This is a genomic window from Rhodococcus sovatensis (assembly GCF_037327425.1).
Lineage (GTDB): Bacteria > Actinomycetota > Actinomycetes > Mycobacteriales > Mycobacteriaceae > Rhodococcoides > Rhodococcoides sovatense.
The window spans coordinates 4,893,285-4,910,623 of the sequence record NZ_CP147846.1 but is presented as its reverse complement, the minus strand read 5'-3'; the positions used below and the strand labels follow the sequence as shown (position 1 = coordinate 4,910,623).

17 protein-coding genes are annotated in these 17,339 nt (G+C 62.1%); 10 read left to right on the top strand and 7 right to left on the bottom strand.

What is annotated here, in order from left to right; all coding sequences use genetic code 11:
* Positions 1–20: 20 nt before the first annotated feature.
* On the bottom strand, positions 21–1,193 hold the full coding sequence (locus WDS16_RS22840) for a GGDEF domain-containing protein (protein ID WP_338887959.1): 1,173 nt from the start codon (positions 1,191–1,193) through the stop codon (positions 21–23).
* 289 nt (positions 1,194–1,482) lie between these two features.
* Between WDS16_RS22840 and WDS16_RS22835 the strand changes: the two genes are divergently transcribed.
* From WDS16_RS22835 to WDS16_RS22825, 3 genes are all read left to right on the top strand, one after another.
* A complete protein-coding gene (locus WDS16_RS22835; protein ID WP_338887957.1) occupies positions 1,483–1,851 on the top strand; it encodes a YciI family protein in 369 nt (122 codons plus the stop codon).
* Between the two features lie 15 nt (positions 1,852–1,866).
* The gene (locus WDS16_RS22830) at positions 1,867–3,078 is read left to right on the top strand and encodes an RNA polymerase sigma factor (RefSeq protein WP_338887956.1); all 1,212 of its coding nucleotides are present in this window, start codon (positions 1,867–1,869) and stop codon (positions 3,076–3,078) included.
* Between the two features lie 63 nt (positions 3,079–3,141).
* Positions 3,142–3,510 carry a hypothetical protein gene (locus WDS16_RS22825; RefSeq protein WP_338887954.1) on the top strand — a complete coding sequence of 123 codons (369 nt, stop codon included), beginning with the start codon at positions 3,142–3,144 and terminating at the stop codon, positions 3,508–3,510.
* 4 nt (positions 3,511–3,514) lie between these two features.
* Here the strand turns inward: WDS16_RS22825 and WDS16_RS22820 are convergent, their stop codons facing one another.
* The gene (locus WDS16_RS22820; RefSeq protein ID WP_338887952.1) at positions 3,515–4,843 is read right to left on the bottom strand and encodes an NAD(P)/FAD-dependent oxidoreductase; all 1,329 of its coding nucleotides are present in this window, start codon (positions 4,841–4,843) and stop codon (positions 3,515–3,517) included.
* An 86-nt stretch (positions 4,844–4,929) separates the two neighbouring features.
* Here WDS16_RS22820 and WDS16_RS22815 point away from each other — a divergent pair, with 86 nt between their 5' ends.
* Positions 4,930–5,820 (top strand): LysR substrate-binding domain-containing protein, encoded by an 891-nt coding sequence (locus tag WDS16_RS22815; protein ID WP_338887950.1) that lies wholly within the window; start codon positions 4,930–4,932, stop codon positions 5,818–5,820.
* On the opposite strand, the gene WDS16_RS22810 is transcribed toward WDS16_RS22815, so the two are convergent.
* Positions 5,774–6,301, bottom strand: a complete 528-nt coding sequence (locus WDS16_RS22810) for a GNAT family N-acetyltransferase (RefSeq protein ID WP_338887948.1) — start codon at positions 6,299–6,301, stop codon at positions 5,774–5,776. The genes WDS16_RS22815 and WDS16_RS22810 overlap by 47 nt on opposite strands.
* Entirely contained in the window at positions 6,298–6,702 is a 405-nt protein-coding gene (locus WDS16_RS22805; protein ID WP_338887946.1) for a hypothetical protein, read from the bottom strand. The genes WDS16_RS22810 and WDS16_RS22805 overlap by 4 nt, the downstream gene beginning before the upstream one ends.
* 306 nt (positions 6,703–7,008) lie before the next feature.
* Here WDS16_RS22805 and WDS16_RS22800 point away from each other — a divergent pair, with 306 nt between their 5' ends.
* The 4 genes from WDS16_RS22800 to WDS16_RS22785 are packed head-to-tail and all read left to right on the top strand — an operon-like array spanning position 7,009 to position 13,165.
* Entirely contained in the window at positions 7,009–8,490 is a 1,482-nt protein-coding gene (locus WDS16_RS22800; protein WP_338893576.1) for a class I adenylate-forming enzyme family protein, read from the top strand.
* A 57-nt stretch (positions 8,491–8,547) separates the two neighbouring features.
* Entirely contained in the window at positions 8,548–10,425 is a 1,878-nt protein-coding gene (locus WDS16_RS22795) for a DUF3556 domain-containing protein (RefSeq protein ID WP_338887944.1), read from the top strand.
* Positions 10,422–11,855, top strand: coding sequence for an NAD(P)/FAD-dependent oxidoreductase (locus WDS16_RS22790; protein WP_338887943.1), 1,434 nt, complete (start codon positions 10,422–10,424; stop codon positions 11,853–11,855). The genes WDS16_RS22795 and WDS16_RS22790 overlap by 4 nt, the downstream gene beginning before the upstream one ends.
* Complete coding sequence (locus WDS16_RS22785; RefSeq protein WP_338887942.1) at positions 11,852–13,165, top strand: PucR family transcriptional regulator; 1,314 nt, start codon at positions 11,852–11,854, stop codon at positions 13,163–13,165. Before WDS16_RS22790 ends, WDS16_RS22785 begins: the two co-directional genes overlap by 4 nt.
* Before the next feature lie 18 nt (positions 13,166–13,183).
* On the opposite strand, the gene mqo is transcribed toward WDS16_RS22785, so the two are convergent.
* Positions 13,184–14,581: a malate dehydrogenase (quinone) gene (gene mqo, locus WDS16_RS22780; protein WP_338887940.1), complete on the bottom strand. Its 1,398-nt coding sequence runs from the start codon at positions 14,579–14,581 to the stop codon at positions 13,184–13,186.
* A 66-nt stretch (positions 14,582–14,647) separates the two neighbouring features.
* Between mqo and WDS16_RS22775 the strand changes: the two genes are divergently transcribed.
* Together WDS16_RS22775 and WDS16_RS22770 are read left to right on the top strand one after the other, a co-directional pair.
* A complete protein-coding gene (locus tag WDS16_RS22775) occupies positions 14,648–15,547 on the top strand; it encodes a LysR family transcriptional regulator (protein ID WP_338887938.1) in 900 nt (299 codons plus the stop codon).
* 62 nt (positions 15,548–15,609) lie between these two features.
* A complete protein-coding gene (locus WDS16_RS22770; protein WP_338887936.1) occupies positions 15,610–16,452 on the top strand; it encodes an alpha/beta hydrolase in 843 nt (280 codons plus the stop codon).
* On the opposite strand, the gene WDS16_RS22765 is transcribed toward WDS16_RS22770, so the two are convergent.
* On the bottom strand, positions 16,449–17,036 hold the full coding sequence (locus WDS16_RS22765; RefSeq protein WP_338887934.1) for a DUF6188 family protein: 588 nt from the start codon (positions 17,034–17,036) through the stop codon (positions 16,449–16,451). The two genes, WDS16_RS22770 and WDS16_RS22765, sit on opposite strands and share 4 nt — an antisense overlap.
* The gene (locus WDS16_RS22760) at positions 17,033–17,329 is read right to left on the bottom strand and encodes a hypothetical protein (protein ID WP_338887932.1); all 297 of its coding nucleotides are present in this window, start codon (positions 17,327–17,329) and stop codon (positions 17,033–17,035) included. The genes WDS16_RS22765 and WDS16_RS22760 overlap by 4 nt, the downstream gene beginning before the upstream one ends.
* Positions 17,330–17,339 lie beyond the last annotated feature (10 nt).

Genomic DNA, 17,339 nt, shown 5'->3' with positions numbered 1-17,339 from the left:
GAAGTTTGTTTGGTGATTCCTCAGAGCGAATGGACGGACATTCGGTTGCCCCCTGCGGCCTTCGACCGATACATCATCGAATCCGAAGACCGAAGCATTCGGCCGATGATGGAGTGGCCGGCGTGGCGCAGCACCGAGTCCGATTCGAGAACGCACACCCCGAAGCTGGCCGTGATCGGTACGTCGTCGTCCTTGTCGTGGACCGCCGAGACCGCCTCCAGCAGTCTGAATTCGACAGCTGTGCGCTCACCCGACATCACGACGACGAACTCCTCGCCGCCGGTCCGTGCCGTGATCCCACTGTCGCCGACGATTCGTTCGAGCCTTCGTGCGATGTCGGTCAACACCCCGTCACCGGCGTCGTGACCGTAGACGTCGTTGACCGCTTTGAACTTATCGACGTCGACCATCGCGACAGCAATCGACTCGTCCTTACCGACCGCGGAATCCCACAGGTCGAGTACTGCGGAGTCGAAGCCACGCCGATTCAGCAGGCCGGTCAGCGGATCGCGGGCCGACCGCCGGGCATCGCCGGCGATCGCAGTCCATGCGATGTGGGCGAAAACGGGCACACCCGCGATGGCCGTGATGATCACGGTGAGCACCGCGAGAGTCGTGGCCGGATGTTCGCCGGTGCTCGACCACCCTCGCCACGCCGAGAAGACGACAAAGCCGCAGGAGAAGACAAGGTGGGCGACCATCCACCGAGGACTGAGGAAGAAGGTGCAGTACGCACCTGTGATGACGAACAGCGCGCTTCCCATAGTGGCCGCTGTCGCGTCGTAGCACGCGAGTACGGACGCGAGACCGACGTCACCGAAGATTCCGAAGGCGATGAAACCATACTTGTTCGGCACCGGGCAGACGATGAGGACGTATGCGACGGCAACCTGCACGACGAGCACGAAACACACCCACAGTCGCCCCTCGAGAACCTGCGGTCCGCGCGGACTGAACAGCATTATTGCCGACGTCAGCGCAAAGATCAGGGTCGCGAGGCTGAAGACGCCCCGGATGACCGTGTGCAGGTGTCGGACCGAGCGATGCGCCACGATCCACTCGTAATCGTGCGGCTGGTGAAACCAATCCGAAAACGCAGCTGCGCCCTGAGACAACATCCCTCGTCGATGTCTGCCGGAACGCTTGGCGCTGAACGTCTCGCGTTCGGTCGGCCTACCCTCGAGTGTCGTCACGGTCCATTCCCCCAAGCAGTTCTGTCAGATGCCAAGGGTGAAACACCCCGTAGCGTGTGCAAGATCACGCTAGTGCAGCAAACGGGATTGCAGTTTGTTTTCACACCGTCGGCTGCACGCACAGTTGGATTCGAGGAGATCTACCGAATACGTAGGTGCACCGCTGTCATAAGTCCCAATTGATTTTGTAGATCTACCAATGTGTCGATTTCAGCCGATCTCGATCGTCATAGCTGTGTGCGACCGCACCAGGCCGTACACAGTAGAAGGACAGGAAAGGGAGACGATCATGAGATACACACTCGTACTCAACAACGCAGAACCCGCCGAAGGCGAGATCGACGCCGAAGTCATCACCCAGATGCAGGAGGCCTTCGGCGTCTACGGACGAGCGCTGCAGTCCGCGGGGGTTCTCGTCGCTGCCGAGGTGCTTGCTTCGGCCTCGGCGACGAAGACAGTCACACTGCGGACCGGGGCCCTTCAGATTCAGGATGGCCCGTTCGCGGATTCGAAGGAAGGTGTCGCCGGAGTGTTCGTCATCGACGTTCCCGACGAAGACGCGGCGTTGATGTGGGCGGAACGCTGCCCCGGCGCCCAATTCGGAGTCGTCGAAGTGCGAGCTGCTGCCACGTCGTTCGTGAACGGTTCGTGGACCTGAGCTACGGCCGAGCCGATGATCGATGTCGAGTACGTCGTTCGCACCTCGTACGGCCGACTCCTCGCATTGCTCGCGTCGGCGGACGGTGATATTGCGGCGGCCGAGGACGCACTGTCGGATGCCTTCGAGCGTGCGTTGCGGACCTGGCCGAACGACGGCGTTCCCGCCAATCCGGACGGCTGGCTGCTGACCACCGCCAGGAACCGTCGACGCGACACCTGGAAGTCTGCTGCATATCGCACGTCGATCTCGCTGGACCCGGCCGAACACACACGGGCCCATCTCGACACGATCGACCCCGACGCGGTGCCGGACAAGCGACTGCAACTGATGGCAGTGTGCGCACACCCTGCCATCGACCGAGCCGTCCACACTCCGCTCATGCTCGACGTCATCCTCGGCTACACAGCGGCCGATATCGCACGAGCGTTCGCGTTGCCGTCGTCGACACTCGCGGCGCGGCTCGGTCGGGCCAAGAAACGAATCCGCGATGCAGGTCTTTCGTTCGAACTTCCGGATCGCACGGTGCTGCCGGAACGCATCGACGCCATCCTTGCCGCCGTCTACGGAGCGTTCGCCATCGACTGGCACAGCACTGGTTCGGAAGTACGTGACGGGTTGACCGGCGAGGCCCTCCATCTCGCGGAGACCGCGTGCGATCTGCTGCCCGACGACGCCGAGGCGCACGGTCTTGCTGCGCTGATCTGCCTGTCGTCCGCGCGACTTCCCTCCCGCTACTCCAGCGGAGTGTTCGTTCCACTGTCGGAGCAGGACTTTCGACTGTGGGACGAGCGTCTTCTCGCCCGCGGAGAAGTTCATCTGAGGCGCGCGCACGGACTGGTCGCCGCCGGAGCGAGCGCCCTCGGACGATTTCAACTCGAGTCCGCGATCTCCGCCGTGCACTGCGCCCGAAGACATAGTGGATCCACGGACTGGTCGACTCTCCGGGAGCTGTACTCGGTGTTGCAGGAGCTGACCCCGACGCTAGGCGGGGCAGTGGCTCTCGCGGTAGTGACCGCCGAGACCGATGGAGCGGATGTCGCGTCGAACATGCTCGATGCTCTCGACGGGACCGACCGCTTCCAGCCGGCGTGGGCCGTTCGTGCTCACCTGCTCGCACAACTGGGTGAAGCCGAGAAATCGCGCGCGGCATACGAGAAAGCGATCTCCTTGACTCCCGACGCGCCCACGCGTCGGTACCTGGAGAGGTTCGTCTCCGGGCGATGACTTTCCCCGAGCCGCGCGGTCCATACCTGAGGAAAAGTGACCACCGGCGACCTGGAGGACGCAATGACCGACCGATCTGTGACCGATATCCGCGTAGTGGCTGTACCTGTGACCGATCAAGACCGTGCGATCGAGTTCTACGCCGGTGCTCTCGATTTGACGAAGACGATGGACGGGGTGATCGACGAAATCGGCACCAGATGGGTCGAGATGAGCTCACCCGGGGTGGCGATCGCCTTGGTCCAGGCATACAGGAATTTCGACGTCGGACGAGACACGGGAATCCGATTGACGACGCCGAATGCCGCAGCATTGCACGCACACCTCGTATCCCGAGGCGCTACGGTCAGCGAGTTGCTCCTGTGGGACGGATTGCCGCCGATGTTCGAATTTTTCGACATCGACGGCAATACGCTCTACGTGATGGAGTGACGATCTAGGCTGCCTGCCGCTCCTGGTCCTGGTCTTCGTCGACTCGCGCCTCGGTGCGGACTGCCCACCTGTCTGTGTACTGGAAGTGCGGACGCTTGTCGCCGATGTACGAGCTCAACCACGACACCACTGCGACGTATCGGTTTCGGAACCCCACCATGTACATGAGGTGGACCGCCAACCACATGACCCAGGCGATCGGCCCCGACATGTCGACCTTGCCGAAAAGCCGTGCGACTGCACTGAATCGTCCGACGATCGACATGCTGCCCTTGTCGACGTAGCGGAACGGTGTGCCTGCATCGACCTTGCCGACGATGGTCTTCGCGACGTGGCGACCCTGCTGCATTGCTACGGGCGATTGGCCCGGAAGACCGTTCAACGACGTCACGTCGCCGATCGCGTAGATGTCCTTCGCCGATCCGACAGTCAAGTCCTCGTGAACGAGAAGCCTTCCTGCACGGTCTGTTTCGCACCCAGTGCGCTCCGCGAGCGTGGCCGCAAGGTCGCTTGCCTGCACTCCGGCCGACCAGATGACAGTCTTGGCGGCGATTGTTCGTGAGGTCTTGGTGTCCACGTCCTGCACGGTCACCGTGTCGTCGACGATGTCGGTGACCATGGCTCCGGTCACGACCTCGACTCCGGACTTCTCGAGCTTCGCCCGAGCGTACTTGCTCAGCTTGCCGCCGAATGCAGGCAGAACTTCGTTCACACCGTCGACGAGCGTGACGCTGACCTCGTCAGGACTGATGTCGGGGAAGGATCCGGCGAAGTACCGGTGTGCCAGATCCCTGATCTGGCCGGCCAGCTCGACGCCTGTCGCACCGGCGCCGACAACGACGAAACTCAACAGCTCCTTCTTGGCGACCGGATCGCTGGTGAGGTGCGCGGTTTCGTAGCAGCTCAGGATTTGCTCGCGCAGGGCGATCGCGTCGTCGACGGTCTTGAGAGCGAATGTTCGTTCCTTGAACTCGTCGCGCCCGAAGTACGCCTGCGTGGCGCCCGTGGCGACGATCAGCCGTCCGAAGCCGATGGTGTGCGAAGTGCCCGCTGCGGAGTAGGTGACCTGGTGCTTGTCAGGGTCGACGTCAACGACTCGGCCCAGACGGACGTCTGCCGATTCGTACTGAGCGAGGATGCGCCGGATCGGCGGGGCGATCTCACCCGTCGACAGCATCCCGGTGGCGGCCTGATAGAGCAGCGGCTGAAAAAGGTGCTCGGTAGTGCTGGAGATGAGTGAGAACTTCACGCCGGCCTTGCCGAGGGACTTGGCAGCTGCCAATGCTCCGAATCCCGATCCAACGATGACGACCTCGTACATATCCGCTTTCATGTTCTCCATAGAACCCCGCGGGAGCTGGTCTATCAACGTGAAAGATGGAATAGCATTGATGAGTAGAACTCATGAATGGAGACTCGATGGAGCTGCGACAACTGAAGTACTTCCTTGCGGTCGGGGAGGAACTGAGCTTTTCGCGCGCGGCGGAACGCTGCTACGTCTCGCAATCTGCAATCAGTCTCCAGATAGCCAAGCTCGAGCGGGAAATGGGCGAGGCCTTGTTCGAGCGAACTTCCCGTACGGTTCGATTGACCGTCGTGGGAGCACAATTGGTGTCCATTGCGCGCCACATGATGGAACTCGAGCAGACGGCCCTGGCATTGACTGCTCGCCGCCGCAACCAGCTCCGCCTCACCGGCAACATGACCTTCGCGGCCAATGCCATTGCCGCCATCGTTGCAGTGCGGGAGCGTCATCCCGAGGCAGAGATCGACTTCGTGTTGAAACGATTCGCGGAGCAAATCGAAGCGGTGACGTCCGGCGACTGCCAGGTTGCGCTCATCAGGGGAAGCGTGGAGCGCTCCGGTCTGCACGTGACGGAGTTGTGGACCGAGGATCTGGTGGTCGTTCTCGCCGACGGCCATCCACTGGCGAGCGAGGACAATCCGAGCCTCGAGCAGCTGGCCGCGTATCCGCTGCTGCTTCCCAAACGCAGTGAACAGATTCTGCTGCACCGGGTCATCGAGGGAGCAATGAAGCGCAGCGGTCTGCGGCTCGCCTTCGGACCGCCGGTCGCTCCCGATCACACGGCGAGCGCCGAACTCCTCAACCACCCGGAATGCTGGTCGATCATCTACGCGAGCACCGCCGAGAGCACGCCGAAGACGGGGCTCGTCTTTCGCACCGAGGCACAGCACAGATTGCAACTGCCCGTCTCGGCAGTGGTCGATGCCTCGTCACCCGCGACAGACATTCAGCGTGACCTCATCGACGCGTTGGCCGCGACCGCTCCGCAAGGGATTTGGTCATGACGACTTCGAGTTCATCCTCCGCCAGCGGGTAAGGCACGGTCTCGCCGGTCGGTTCGAAACCTTGCCGGCGATAGAACGCCTGCGCCCGCAGGTTGTCCTCGTGAACCTCCAACGTCAAGGCTTCGTGGCCGCGAGTCTTTGCCCACTCCTCGACGTGCGCGAGCAGGGCATCGGCGATTCCGGACGAACGCCACACCGGCGACACGTACACACCGAGCAGGAAGAGACGGCCATCCTCGACCGTCGAGCGCATGATTCCTATCCATCGGCCGCAGGCATCGACGGCAACGAATCCACAGTGTCCATCCGAATTCGCTTTCGAAGCCCGGCGGCGCCAGTCGGTCTCGGACTGCTGGTGCGCCGACGACAAGGTCTCGACGAAAGCCTTCGGGGAGTCGGCCAGCATTTCGAGTCTAAGATCGCGGAACGATGTCCAACCCTCCTCGGACACGAGGGCAATGGACCAGGAGGAATCCGTCACAGGATCCCGCCCTCGCGCATCAGTTGTACGACGAATGCTCCCGAGTAGACGTCGATGGAGTTCCTCGTGACCTGCTGTGGTGCGAACGCGACTCCGAATCGAACAACGTGGGCTTCGCTGCGCGCCACCGCGACGTCGACGGAGAATGTGCTGCCGTCGGCCGTTACCTCGCCGGCTCGGTAGAGATAGTCGGCGACGCCAACTCGCACGTCACGTTGAGCAGGCGCGCCGGCCTCGACAACGTGGCCGAAGGACGCAGCCTTCAGCCCGACGCACGCATATACGCGATCGAACTGTTCGTCCTCGTCGGCACCGGCGGTATCGACGGTGCCGCCACCGATCGCGCCGCCGCCCTGGGCGAACCACTCATTCGCCCACGCCGGGGACTCGTCACCCGTCACGCGCAGGACCGAGGGTTCGCTGACGGAGCAACTGGGACCGGTATCCGGTGCGGCGCAAGCGGGCACGCCCGCCACGGCTGCGAACGCAACAACACACGGTCCCACAACACTTCTCGTTTTCATCCCAACCATGCCCCGAATCCCATCGTCTCGTAAAACCATACCTCTCGGTACTGTCGGTGCACACTGCGACCATTGTGCGCAGAGGACAACCAATCTCTCGAACTCTGGCCTCACAGGCCGTTTTGGAGCACGCCCACTGTCACTAGTGTCATGGATCACAGCACCAGTGAGGAGATCGAAATAGTGTCCGCCATCAGTTATTTCACGTGGAACGCTGGGGCCGAGCGCGCCACCCGTCCCTGCGTTCGCGACGACAACACCGCCTTGACCTACGACCAGTTCTCCGCGCGAGTCGACGCGTTCGCGTCGCAGTTGTCCGCTCGCGGTCTCGGCAAGGGTGATGTCATCGCGGTGATGCTCCCCAACCGCGTCGAATTGCTGACGGCAATGATGGCGGCATGGCGAATCGGAGCGGTCGCAACTCCGGTGAATCCCACGTTCACCCAGCCAGAAGCGCTGTACCAGATCCGCGACGCGCGTGCGCGGTTGGTGGTCACCGACGACCCTGATCCGGTGCCGGGATACCCCGTCATCTCGATCGACGAGATCGACACTGAAACAACAATCGACGGCGGGGGTGGCTTCGACGATCAGGACCCCGACGATCTCGCCCTGTTGATCTACACCTCGGGTTCGACCGGTCGCCCGAAAGGTGTCGAGCTCACGCATACAAATCTCGAGTTCATGGCTTCGACCATGGCGCAGCATTTTTCGTTGACTCACGATGACCACTGCATGCTGATACTGCCTCTGTTCCATGTCAACGCAATCTGCGTGAGTGTCCTGGCACCCCTGATCGTCGGTGGTCAGGTCAGTATCACCGGACGGTTCTCCCCATCACGGTTCTTCGACGATGTCGAGCGGCTCCGTCCCACCTATTTCTCAGCGGTCCCCACCATCTACGCACTTCTGGCCTCTCAGTCCGACGACGTCGTCCGTGATACGTCGTCCTTGCGGTTCGGGGTCTGCGGCGCTGCACCTATCTCGAAGGAACTGCTGGACAAGGCCGAATCGAGGTTCGGCCTGAAAATCGTCGAGGGATACGGTCTCACGGAAGGAACGTGCGCTTCTGCGTGCAATCCCCCGAACGGCGTTCGCAAACTGGGTACGGTCGGTCCAGCACTACCTGGTCAGACCATCGCCATCGCGGACGAGCAGGGCACGCTCCTGCCGGTTGGCGCAGTCGGGGAAGTCCTCATCAGCGGGCCGAACGTGATGCGCGGCTACCTCGAACGCCCCGACGAGACAGCACGAACCGTGGTCGACGGGTGGCTACACACCGGCGACATCGGCCGACTCGACCAGGACGGGTACCTCACGCTCGTCGACCGCATCAAAGACATGATCATCCGCGGTGGCGAGAACATCTACCCCAAGGAGATCGAGAATGCACTCGCCACCCATGCAGACATTCTCGAAGCTGCGGTCATCGGAGCACCGGACGTTGTCTACGGGGAAGTCCCCGTTGCGTACGTTGTGACCTACCCGAATACGAAGGTCCACGAAGCCGAGCTACTCGACCACTTGCGTGAGCGAATCACGAAAGTCAAACTCCCCGTTGCGATTCACATAGTCGATTCGCTACCCCGGAACCCGGTCGGCAAGATCGACAAGCCTGGTCTACGCCTGGCATTGCGGACGCCAGCGGTCGAACCCGTGCGCTGACCAGTTCCGATTTCACTCCAACTCTGCACGATTCACTTCCTACACAGGAGTATTCGCATGGGATTCAAAGAAGGAAATTTCCCTCCGGTCGACCCTGCTACTTTCCTCGACCTGCCGTTCCGAGACCGACTCAGGGCAATGTCGACGCATTGGGCCGACCACGGCTTCGGAACACCGAAGATGGTCCACACCATATACATTCTCAAATTGATCGTTCTCTACATCGGCGCTGGAGTCGCGGTTGCCACGCTCACCAGCGGACACAATCCGTTCGAGATCTCGACATGGTGGAACGAACCGGTCGTCTACCAGAAGTTGTTGCTCTGGACGCTCCTGCTCGAAACGGTAGGCCTCGGCGGATCCTGGGGACCTCTGGCCGGACACTTCAAACCCATGATGGGCGGCGCTCTGTTCTGGCTGCGCCCCGGGACCATTCGCCTTCCACCGTGGCCAGGCAAGGTTCCACTCACAAGGGGGGATACGCGAACCGTATTCGACGTCGTCGTCTACGCTGCGATTCTGGTCAATATTGTTGTCGCATTGGCACTTCCAGGAGTGCATACCGGCTCCATCGACGCCGCGATCACCGACAACGCGGGTCTCGTACGTCCTACGCTCATGGTCTCGCTCGCGGCACTGCTGATCGTGATCGGCCTGCGCGACAAAGTCATCTTCATCGCCGCCCGTGGTGAACAGTACTTCCCGGCGGTACTGATCTTCGGTTTCCTGCCGTTCGTCGACATGATCATCGCCCTCAAACTGCTCATCGTGACCGTATGGGTCGGAGCCGGCATCTCCAAGCTCGGCCACCACTTCTCCATGGTGATCCCACCGATGCTGTCGAACACTCCGTGGATCCCGTCGACGGCGCTCAAGCGCGCGCACTACCGGAACTTTCCACACGACCTTCGCCCCTCCAAAGTTGCCGGCGGTGTCGGACACATACTCGGAACACTGGTCGAGGTCGCAACACCTCTCGTGTTGCTCTTCACCACCAACGCGGTCGTCGCGCTTGCCGGTGTCGCGTTGATGGTCGCCTTCCACTTGTTCATCATCTCCACCTTCCCGCTCGCCGTTCCATTGGAATGGAACCTGCTGTTCGCGTTCGCATCGGTGTTCTTGTTCCTCGGATTCCCCAATGCCGACGGCTACGCCGTCTGGGACTTCTCCACACCCGCGCTGCTGGCCGTCATCGTGGCGGGTCTGATGTTCTTCCCGATCCTGGGCAACCTCCGACCCGACCTGGTCTCGTTCCTACCGTCGATGCGGCAGTACGCCGGAAACTGGGCCTCGGCCACCTGGGCGTTCGCCCCAGGTTGCGAGGACAAGATCGACCAGTTCATCAAGCGGCCCAGCCAGAACACCCGCACCCAGCTGCTCGCGACCTACCCGCCGGAAGTTGCCGACGTCGTGATGCACCAGCTGCTCGGATGGCGTTCGCTTCACAGCCAGGGCCGCGCCCTGTTCTCACTGATGATGAATCACCTCGGTGACGACATCGACACCTACACGCTCCGCGAAGGAGAGTTCTCCTGCAACTCGATCGTCGCGTTCAACTTCGGTGACGGACATCTGCACGACGACAAGCTCATCGCGGCCATTCAGCGCCGCTGCAACTTCGCTCCGGGCGAGTTCCTCGTCGTATGGATCGAATCGCAGCCGATTCACAAGAACTACCAGCAGTATCAGGTCATCGACGCAGCACTGGGAGTCATCGAACGCGGCAGGTACAAGGTCGCCGACGCCATCGACGAGCAGCCTTGGTTGCCGAACGGACCCATCCCGACGACCGTGACGTGGACACTGGACATCGACGCCAACCGCGCCGCAACCGACCCCGGCACTGTGGAGGAACCGAAGATGCGCGACACCACGACAACCGAGTCCGGTGACTCCGTCGGGGGACCGACCTCTCATCGGGGCAACCGGGTATGACCACCGCTGTCGTTGTCGGCAGCGGGCCCAATGGGCTCGCTGCCGCGGTTCGCCTCGCCCGCGCCGGCGTGGACGTTCAGGTGCTCGAAGCTGCTGACACCATCGGGGGCGGAACGCGCAGCGCCGAACTGACGTTGCCGGGGGTGATCCACGATCTGTGTTCGGCATTCCACCCAATGGGAGCAGGCTCTCCATACCTCGCCACCCTCGATCTCGAACGCTACGGCCTGAACTGGAAGTGGGCGGACATCGACTGCGCGCATCCGCTCGACGACGGCGACGCCGGACTCATCCACCGCTCGATCGACGCAACCGCCGATGGTCTCGGAACGGACGGACCCCGCTGGCATCGGATGTTCGGGGACATAGCCCGTAACTTCGACAACCTCGCGGCGGACCTGATGCGTCCCATCGCGAACGTGCCGCGGCACCCGTTGGCCCTGGCTGGGTTCGGCCCACGGGCACTGCTACCGGCCACGGTGGCTGCGCGATGGTGGCGCACCGAGAAGGCAAAGGCCTTGTTCGGCGGTGTGGCTGCCCACGCCTACTATCGTCTCGATCGCCCAGCCACCTCGGCAGTAGGGCTGATGATCACCGCGTCCGGCCATCGGTACGGCTGGCCGGTGGCAGAGGGTGGATCCGGATCGATCGCCCAATCGCTGGCTTCGATGCTGCTCGACTGGGGCGGCAAGATCGACACCGGCGTCAGTGTCCGAACCGCCTCCGACATCCCACCGTCGGATCTTGTGCTTCTCGACACGTCACCCCGCGGAGCACTCAGCATCTACGGTGATGCACTACCCGCCCGTGTCGGGAAGGCGTACAACAAGTTCCGTCGCGCCCCAGCAGCATTCAAGGTCGACTTTGCCATCGACGGTGATGTGCCGTGGACCAACGCGGGATGTGCTCGTGCCGGCACCGTCCATCTGGGTGGTTCTTTCGACGAGATTGCCGCACACGAGAAAGCTGTCACGCAGGGGGTGATGCCGTCCCGCCCGTTCGTACTGGTCGGTCAGCAGTACCTGGCGGATCCGACGCGATCGGCTGGGACTATCAACCCCCTCTATGCGTATGCGCATGTCCCCAACGGATACACCGGTGATGCGACGGAGGCTGTGGTCCGACAGATCGAGCGTTTCGCCCCGGGATTCAGGGACAAGATCGTCGCCACCGTCGTGACCTCACCCGCCGATCTGGAAGCCTCCAACCCGAACTATCTCGGTGGAGACATCATCGGAGGTGCGAACACCGAACTCCAGGTCGTACTCCGCCCGCGAATCGCCCTCGATCCCTACAGCGTCGGCCTCCCGGGGGTCTACCTATGCTCGGCATCGACACCACCCGGTGCGGGCGCACACGGAATGTGCGGAGCCAATGCCGCAGAATCCGCTCTTCGCTACCTGCGGCGCAAGGGAAAGGACGTGCAGTGACCAGTCCGACACCACACGAGCGCCGAGTGGGTGCTCAGCGTCGGCTCGCCCGTGTCCCAGCGTCGGCGGATCGCGAACTCCTCGTCATCGTCGCGGAAGTCGCGCACTCACTCGGTCAACGGGAGAGCGACATCGTACGGTCGATGGCCTCGCTCCTGGCGCACGAAATCGACCGACTCGACGACGACCCGATCCTTGTCGATCTCCTGGAATCGTCGGTACACGGAAACATCTCCACGATAATTCACATCCTGGCAAACGACATACCGATCGATCATCTTCAACCCACCACTGCTGCAGTGGAGTACGCGCTGCGTCTTGCGCAACGGGACGTACCGTCGAATTCTCTGGTTCGGGCGTACCACATGGGCCAGAACGACATGATGCGCGTCTGCTTCGACGAGGTCCAGGCGCTGAAGCTCCCCAGTCCCCTCGATCTTGCGGTCCTCAAACATATTTCGGATGTCGTCTACGGCTACATCGACTGGATCACTCTGTTCGTCTTCGACGCATACGAAACCGAACGCAGGCGGTGGATCGGCGCTCAGGGCAACGTCCACTCGTCCACTATCCACACGTTGCTGGCGGACAACGGCGAGTCGTCCGAAACTTTTCAAGCCGAGACCGGATACCTGCTCGATCAAAACCACCTGGCACTGGTCGTGTGGAACAACGGACCCGAAGCAGTCACGACGCTCAACTCCATCGATCGAATCGCTCGCACCACCGCCTCGTTCCTACACTCCAACGGACCTCCAATCATCACTGCAATCGACCGCAGAACCGTGTGGGCATGGATACCACTCGGTACACGCACCGTGGCTCTCCACACCGCCGAACTGGCTGCAGAGCTCGGACTCGACAACTGGACACGCATGTCGGCTGGCTTACCGGCCCAAGGGATTCAAGGGTTCCGTCGAACCCATGAGCAGGCCCGTGCCGCGTACACCGTGGCAACGGTCCCAGGAACTCCCACCCGGTCGGTTGTCGGGTTCGGCGACAAGGGTGTCGCCGTCGTGTCGTTGCTCGCGCAGAATCTCGAATCCACCAGAGCCTGGGTGTGGGAGGTTCTCGGACCGTTGGCCGAGAACACCGATAGCGCAGCAACGCTGCGCATGACGTTGAACTCCTATTTCAGCCACGGTGAAAGCCACTTACACACTGCCCGAGAACTCAACCTGCACCGAAACACCGTCAAGTACCGCATCAACAAAGCACTCGACCACCACACCGAGAACCGAGACAAACTCGACCTCGCCTTGGCTCTTCAAGTCTGCGACTTCCTCGGGCAGTCTGTGCTCAAACCGTAGTGCGGGGCAGACGCCCGGTCAGATCGCCGACGACGGCTGAGCCGCTGCAGGAATCAGTCGGCGCAGCCGTGGTTCCCACTCGGCTCGCTCGCTGTCGAAGCACCGCTCGAGCACTTCGATCATGGCTGCCGGTGCCACCGATGCGCCCGGTGACGCTCCCAAGAGACCTGCGATGCTCCCGTCGGCGCCCGTGATGATTTCGGTACCGAACATCAGCTCGCCGCGGTACCTCGATGTCGGTTTGATCAATTGCGCCCGTTGTCCCGCCTGGATCCGATACCAGTCAGCGGGGTCTGCGGCCGTATAGAACTGTCGCAGTTGCTCGAACTTCTTCGTGTCGGAGGACAGGAGTTGGGCTATCAGGTACCGCACGAGTGGCAGGTTCTGCAGACCGACCGACAACAGAACCGGTAGGTTGCGCGGTCGAATCGTCGTGAAGAGGTCCCGTAGACGACCGTGCGCAAGCAAGCGAGTACTGAACGTGGCATAGGGCCCGAACATCAACGAACCTCGACCGTCGACCATTCTTTTGTCCAAGTGCGGCAGCGACATCGGCGGCGCGCCCAGTGATGGCCTTCCGTAGACCTTGACGTCGTGACGATCGACGATGTCTGCGATATCGGTGCGAAGGAATTCCGCGCCGAAGGGAAACACGCCGTACCCGTCGATCTCCGGAATTCCCGATTTCTGAAGGAGACGCAGCGCGTATCCCCCTGCACCGACGAACACGAATCGGGAACGGACGTGAAACCGTTTGCCTGATTTGACTATTCGGCCCGACAGAGTCCAGATTCCGTCCCTCCCGCGCCTTAGACCTGTTATCTCGTGTCCGGTCCTGATCATGCATCCGGTGGCCTCCATGGACTGCCCGAGCGATTGGGTGAGTGCACCGAAGTCGATGTCGGTCCCGCCGGCGTGCCGAGTGGCAGCCACTCGCTCGTCCGGTGACCTTCCTTCCATCAGTAGCGGAGCCCACTGTCGAACTGTGTCCGCATCGTCGGTGAACTCCATTGCACGGAACAACGGAAGGGTGCGCATCGTCGACCAACGACGACGCAGGTACTCGATATCGGTTTCTCCGAAAACGACGTTCATATGCGGCGTCGAATTCAGGAACGACGAATTCAGATCCTGGAGCGCAGACCAGAACTGACGTGAGACTTGGAATCGGTGAGCGATCTGCTCGGCTCTGCTGGGATCCTCGGGATCGGGCATGTAGTTGAGTTCGCACAGTCCCGCGTGCCCGGTACCCGCGTTCTTCCACGGCCCCGAGCTCTCGCCGGCCAGGTGGTCGAGGCGCTCGAAGAGCGCAGTCGATCTGTTCGGCAGCACGGTATCGATCAACGTACCGAGCGTCGTCGACATGATCCCGCCCCCGATGAGCGCCACGTCCAGAATTTCCGTCTGTGAGGTCATGATCTTCATCGTCGCTCGATACGACTCATCCGTCCAATGAGAAATTGGGCGATATATCATCCGAAAATGGATGAGTTCGTGAATTCCCGCATCGAGTCCGCTGCCCCGCTGCTAGCCGCATTCGACGCTGTTGCGACCGAGGGACTGCTCACGCGCGCCGCCGAGGTGCTCGGCGTGCCGCAGTCGTCGGTCAGCAGGCGGGTGCGCGCGCTGGAAAAGATACTCGGGTGTGCGCTTCTGCAACCCGCCGGTCGCGGGGTCGCGCTCACGACGTCGGGTCGCGAACTGTACGAGCGCACGCACCTCGTGATCGGGGAACTCGACGACGCACTGGCCGCGGTGCGCGCCGATGCCGACCCGGAGAAGGGCCTGGTTCGATTCGGATTCCCACTCACACTCGGACCGGGGGCAGTCGGGTCGCTCCTCGCCGGCTTTCACGACTACGCCCCTCGCATCCGGGTTCACCTCGTACAAGCGCACGGCGAGGCTCTGGCCGAGATGATCAGGGACGGCCGGCTCGACGTTGCCGTGGTCATCCCACCACCCGACGACCTGGACGCCACCGTCCTCGGCAGCCAACGGCTCCTTCTGCACGTTCCATCGAACCATCCGTTCGCGGGCCGCTCCCAGATCGATATCGCTGAGTTGCCAGACGAACCGTTCGTGGCGAGCCCACCTCGATTCCAGCTTCGCTCACTGCTTGACGCGTGGTGCCGGGAGGAAGGCTTCTCTCCACGAGTTCCGTTCGAAATCAACGAGATCGAGACGATTCGCGCTTTGGTCCGGGCCGGACTCGGCATCGCCCTGCTACCGATCGCGGAGACCGTCGATACCGGCGTGGTCGCCGTCCCGCTGTCCGGTTCTCGCACGCGCGACATCGCACTCGTGACCGGCAGACGACGGCCGACTGCGGCGACCGAACGGTTCCATACTTACGTGACCGAGCACTTGTCATTCCCCAGTTGATTCCTCTTGGTTCCCTATAAGCTACTAATTAGGGTAGTTTAAGGAAACTAAAGGAGGTTTAGATGAAGTCCATCTACAAGTCGGCCAGCGGTGAATCGCGGATCCAGAAGCGATACGACGAACAACTCGATCAGTTGCCCGTCGAGACCGAGCACCTCCGCGTCCCTACAAGCGCGGGGGAGACGTTTGTCGTCGCCTCCGGCCCCGCCGGAGCGCCACCGGTGGTGTTGCTCCACGGTTCCGGCGCAAATGCGAGTACGTGGGCCGGTGATATCGCCACGTGGGCAAGCATTTTCAGAGTTTATGCGGTGGACCTCCTCGGCGAACCCGGCCGAAGCGCACACGTCCGCCTACCGCTCGACTCCGACGCCACCGCCACGTGGCTGGACGAGGTACTCGACGCTCTGGAGGTCGAGCGCGTCGCGCTCGTAGGGATGTCGCTCGGCGGATGGACCGCACTCGACTACGGGATTCGTCGACCGTCTCGAGTGACACGTATGGCGTTGCTGTGCCCCGGAGGAATCGGGAGGCAGACATGGGGATGGCTTCCCAAGGCTCTACTGCTTGGTGCTCTCGGACGCCGGGGGTTACGAAAGACCGCACGACTGGTCACCGGCCTCGGTGACCCACGAACCGAGGGGATACTCGATGACGTCACGCTTGTCTTCTCGAACTTCAACCCAAGGACGGGCACGCTACCGGTCTTCTCCGACTCTGCGCTGCAGAAGATTTCGGTACCCGTTCAGCTGATCGTCGGCGATCGCGACGTGATGATGGACTCGGCCGAGTCGGCCGACAGAGTCGCCCGGTGCATTCCCAACGCCTCGGTGACCGTCCTCGCCGGAATCGGCCATGCGGTCCTGGGTCAAACCGAAGCGGTAATGGACTTCCTGCAATCTCGCTAACCGTCGAGAGGAAGGAAGTATCCGGAGGACAGTTCGATCTGCTGCCGCTTCTCGATCAGGTGGCTCGATACAACACACTCACGAAGGATCAAGTAGGCGGAATCCAACGGCACGTCCGTTCGAAGGACAGTGCGGTCGGAGAATTCGATACAGCTGTCCTGTCCGACCGAGATCTTCACCACGGTCGCACCCTCGGACGGTGGTCCCGCCGTTGCGGGGGACGCTATATGCCGGAACGGCCTAGGCATCGACTCGACATCGCCTTCGGGCAAACAGATCATCGTCGAACCGTTTGCTGCGGTGTACTCCCAGGACTCGACTTCATCTCGCGGCTTGGCCGTTACGCGCGATCCGTCGTCGAAGTCGAGTTCGAGCACGCTCGACGGGCTCACTTCCGCTCGTGAGCACGTTCTGCCCAGGAGTCCGAACAGCGCGCGCAGGCCGTCGAACTGATTGTCCTCGTCGTACAGCACCCCGCCGAATTCGAATTCGCTGAACGCAACCGAGGACGAATCCTCGAACTCCACACCCATGTCGAAGTCGAGATGGACCTTCGTCACGCGCGAATGCAGGTCGAGTTTCATGCCGAAAGATCGGGCCACGGCGGACGGCGAAGCACCGCAAGAGACGACAGCGTCGCCGCTACGAGACCGACGGTGACTCCGAGCACTGCTATCCGCGTCTGATCGATGGCCGGCGTCCACACACAATCGCCGTTCGTCACCACGAAGATCCCCACGGCTTTGACCGAACCATGGGGCTTCACCGCCGAAACGGCAATGACCGTCGAGCCATCCGATGTGGTGTAGGGGTCACTGAACACCTGTGCCGTTGCGGCGACCGACCGCAGTCGGTCCAGCCTGTCGAGCGCATTCATACACGCACCG

Excerpts from the sequence above, each read along its gene's own strand:
- WDS16_RS22835 (WP_338887957.1), top strand. The coding sequence starts at position 1,483 with ATGAGATACACACTCGTACTCAACAACGCAGAACCCGCCGAAGGCGAG.
- WDS16_RS22830 (WP_338887956.1), top strand. The coding sequence starts at position 1,867 with ATGATCGATGTCGAGTACGTCGTTCGCACCTCGTACGGCCGACTCCTC.
- WDS16_RS22825 (WP_338887954.1), top strand. The coding sequence starts at position 3,142 with ATGACCGACCGATCTGTGACCGATATCCGCGTAGTGGCTGTACCTGTG.
- WDS16_RS22820 (WP_338887952.1), bottom strand. The coding sequence starts at position 4,843 with ATGAAAGCGGATATGTACGAGGTCGTCATCGTTGGATCGGGATTCGGA.
- WDS16_RS22815 (WP_338887950.1), top strand. The coding sequence starts at position 4,930 with ATGGAGCTGCGACAACTGAAGTACTTCCTTGCGGTCGGGGAGGAACTG.
- WDS16_RS22795 (WP_338887944.1), top strand. The coding sequence starts at position 8,548 with ATGGGATTCAAAGAAGGAAATTTCCCTCCGGTCGACCCTGCTACTTTC.
- WDS16_RS22790 (WP_338887943.1), top strand. The coding sequence starts at position 10,422 with ATGACCACCGCTGTCGTTGTCGGCAGCGGGCCCAATGGGCTCGCTGCC.
- mqo (WP_338887940.1), bottom strand. The coding sequence starts at position 14,581 with ATGACCTCACAGACGGAAATTCTGGACGTGGCGCTCATCGGGGGCGGG.
- WDS16_RS22775 (WP_338887938.1), top strand. The coding sequence starts at position 14,648 with ATGGATGAGTTCGTGAATTCCCGCATCGAGTCCGCTGCCCCGCTGCTA.
- WDS16_RS22770 (WP_338887936.1), top strand. The coding sequence starts at position 15,610 with ATGAAGTCCATCTACAAGTCGGCCAGCGGTGAATCGCGGATCCAGAAG.
- WDS16_RS22765 (WP_338887934.1), bottom strand. The coding sequence starts at position 17,036 with ATGAAACTCGACCTGCATTCGCGCGTGACGAAGGTCCATCTCGACTTC.
- WDS16_RS22760 (WP_338887932.1), bottom strand. The coding sequence starts at position 17,329 with ATGAATGCGCTCGACAGGCTGGACCGACTGCGGTCGGTCGCCGCAACG.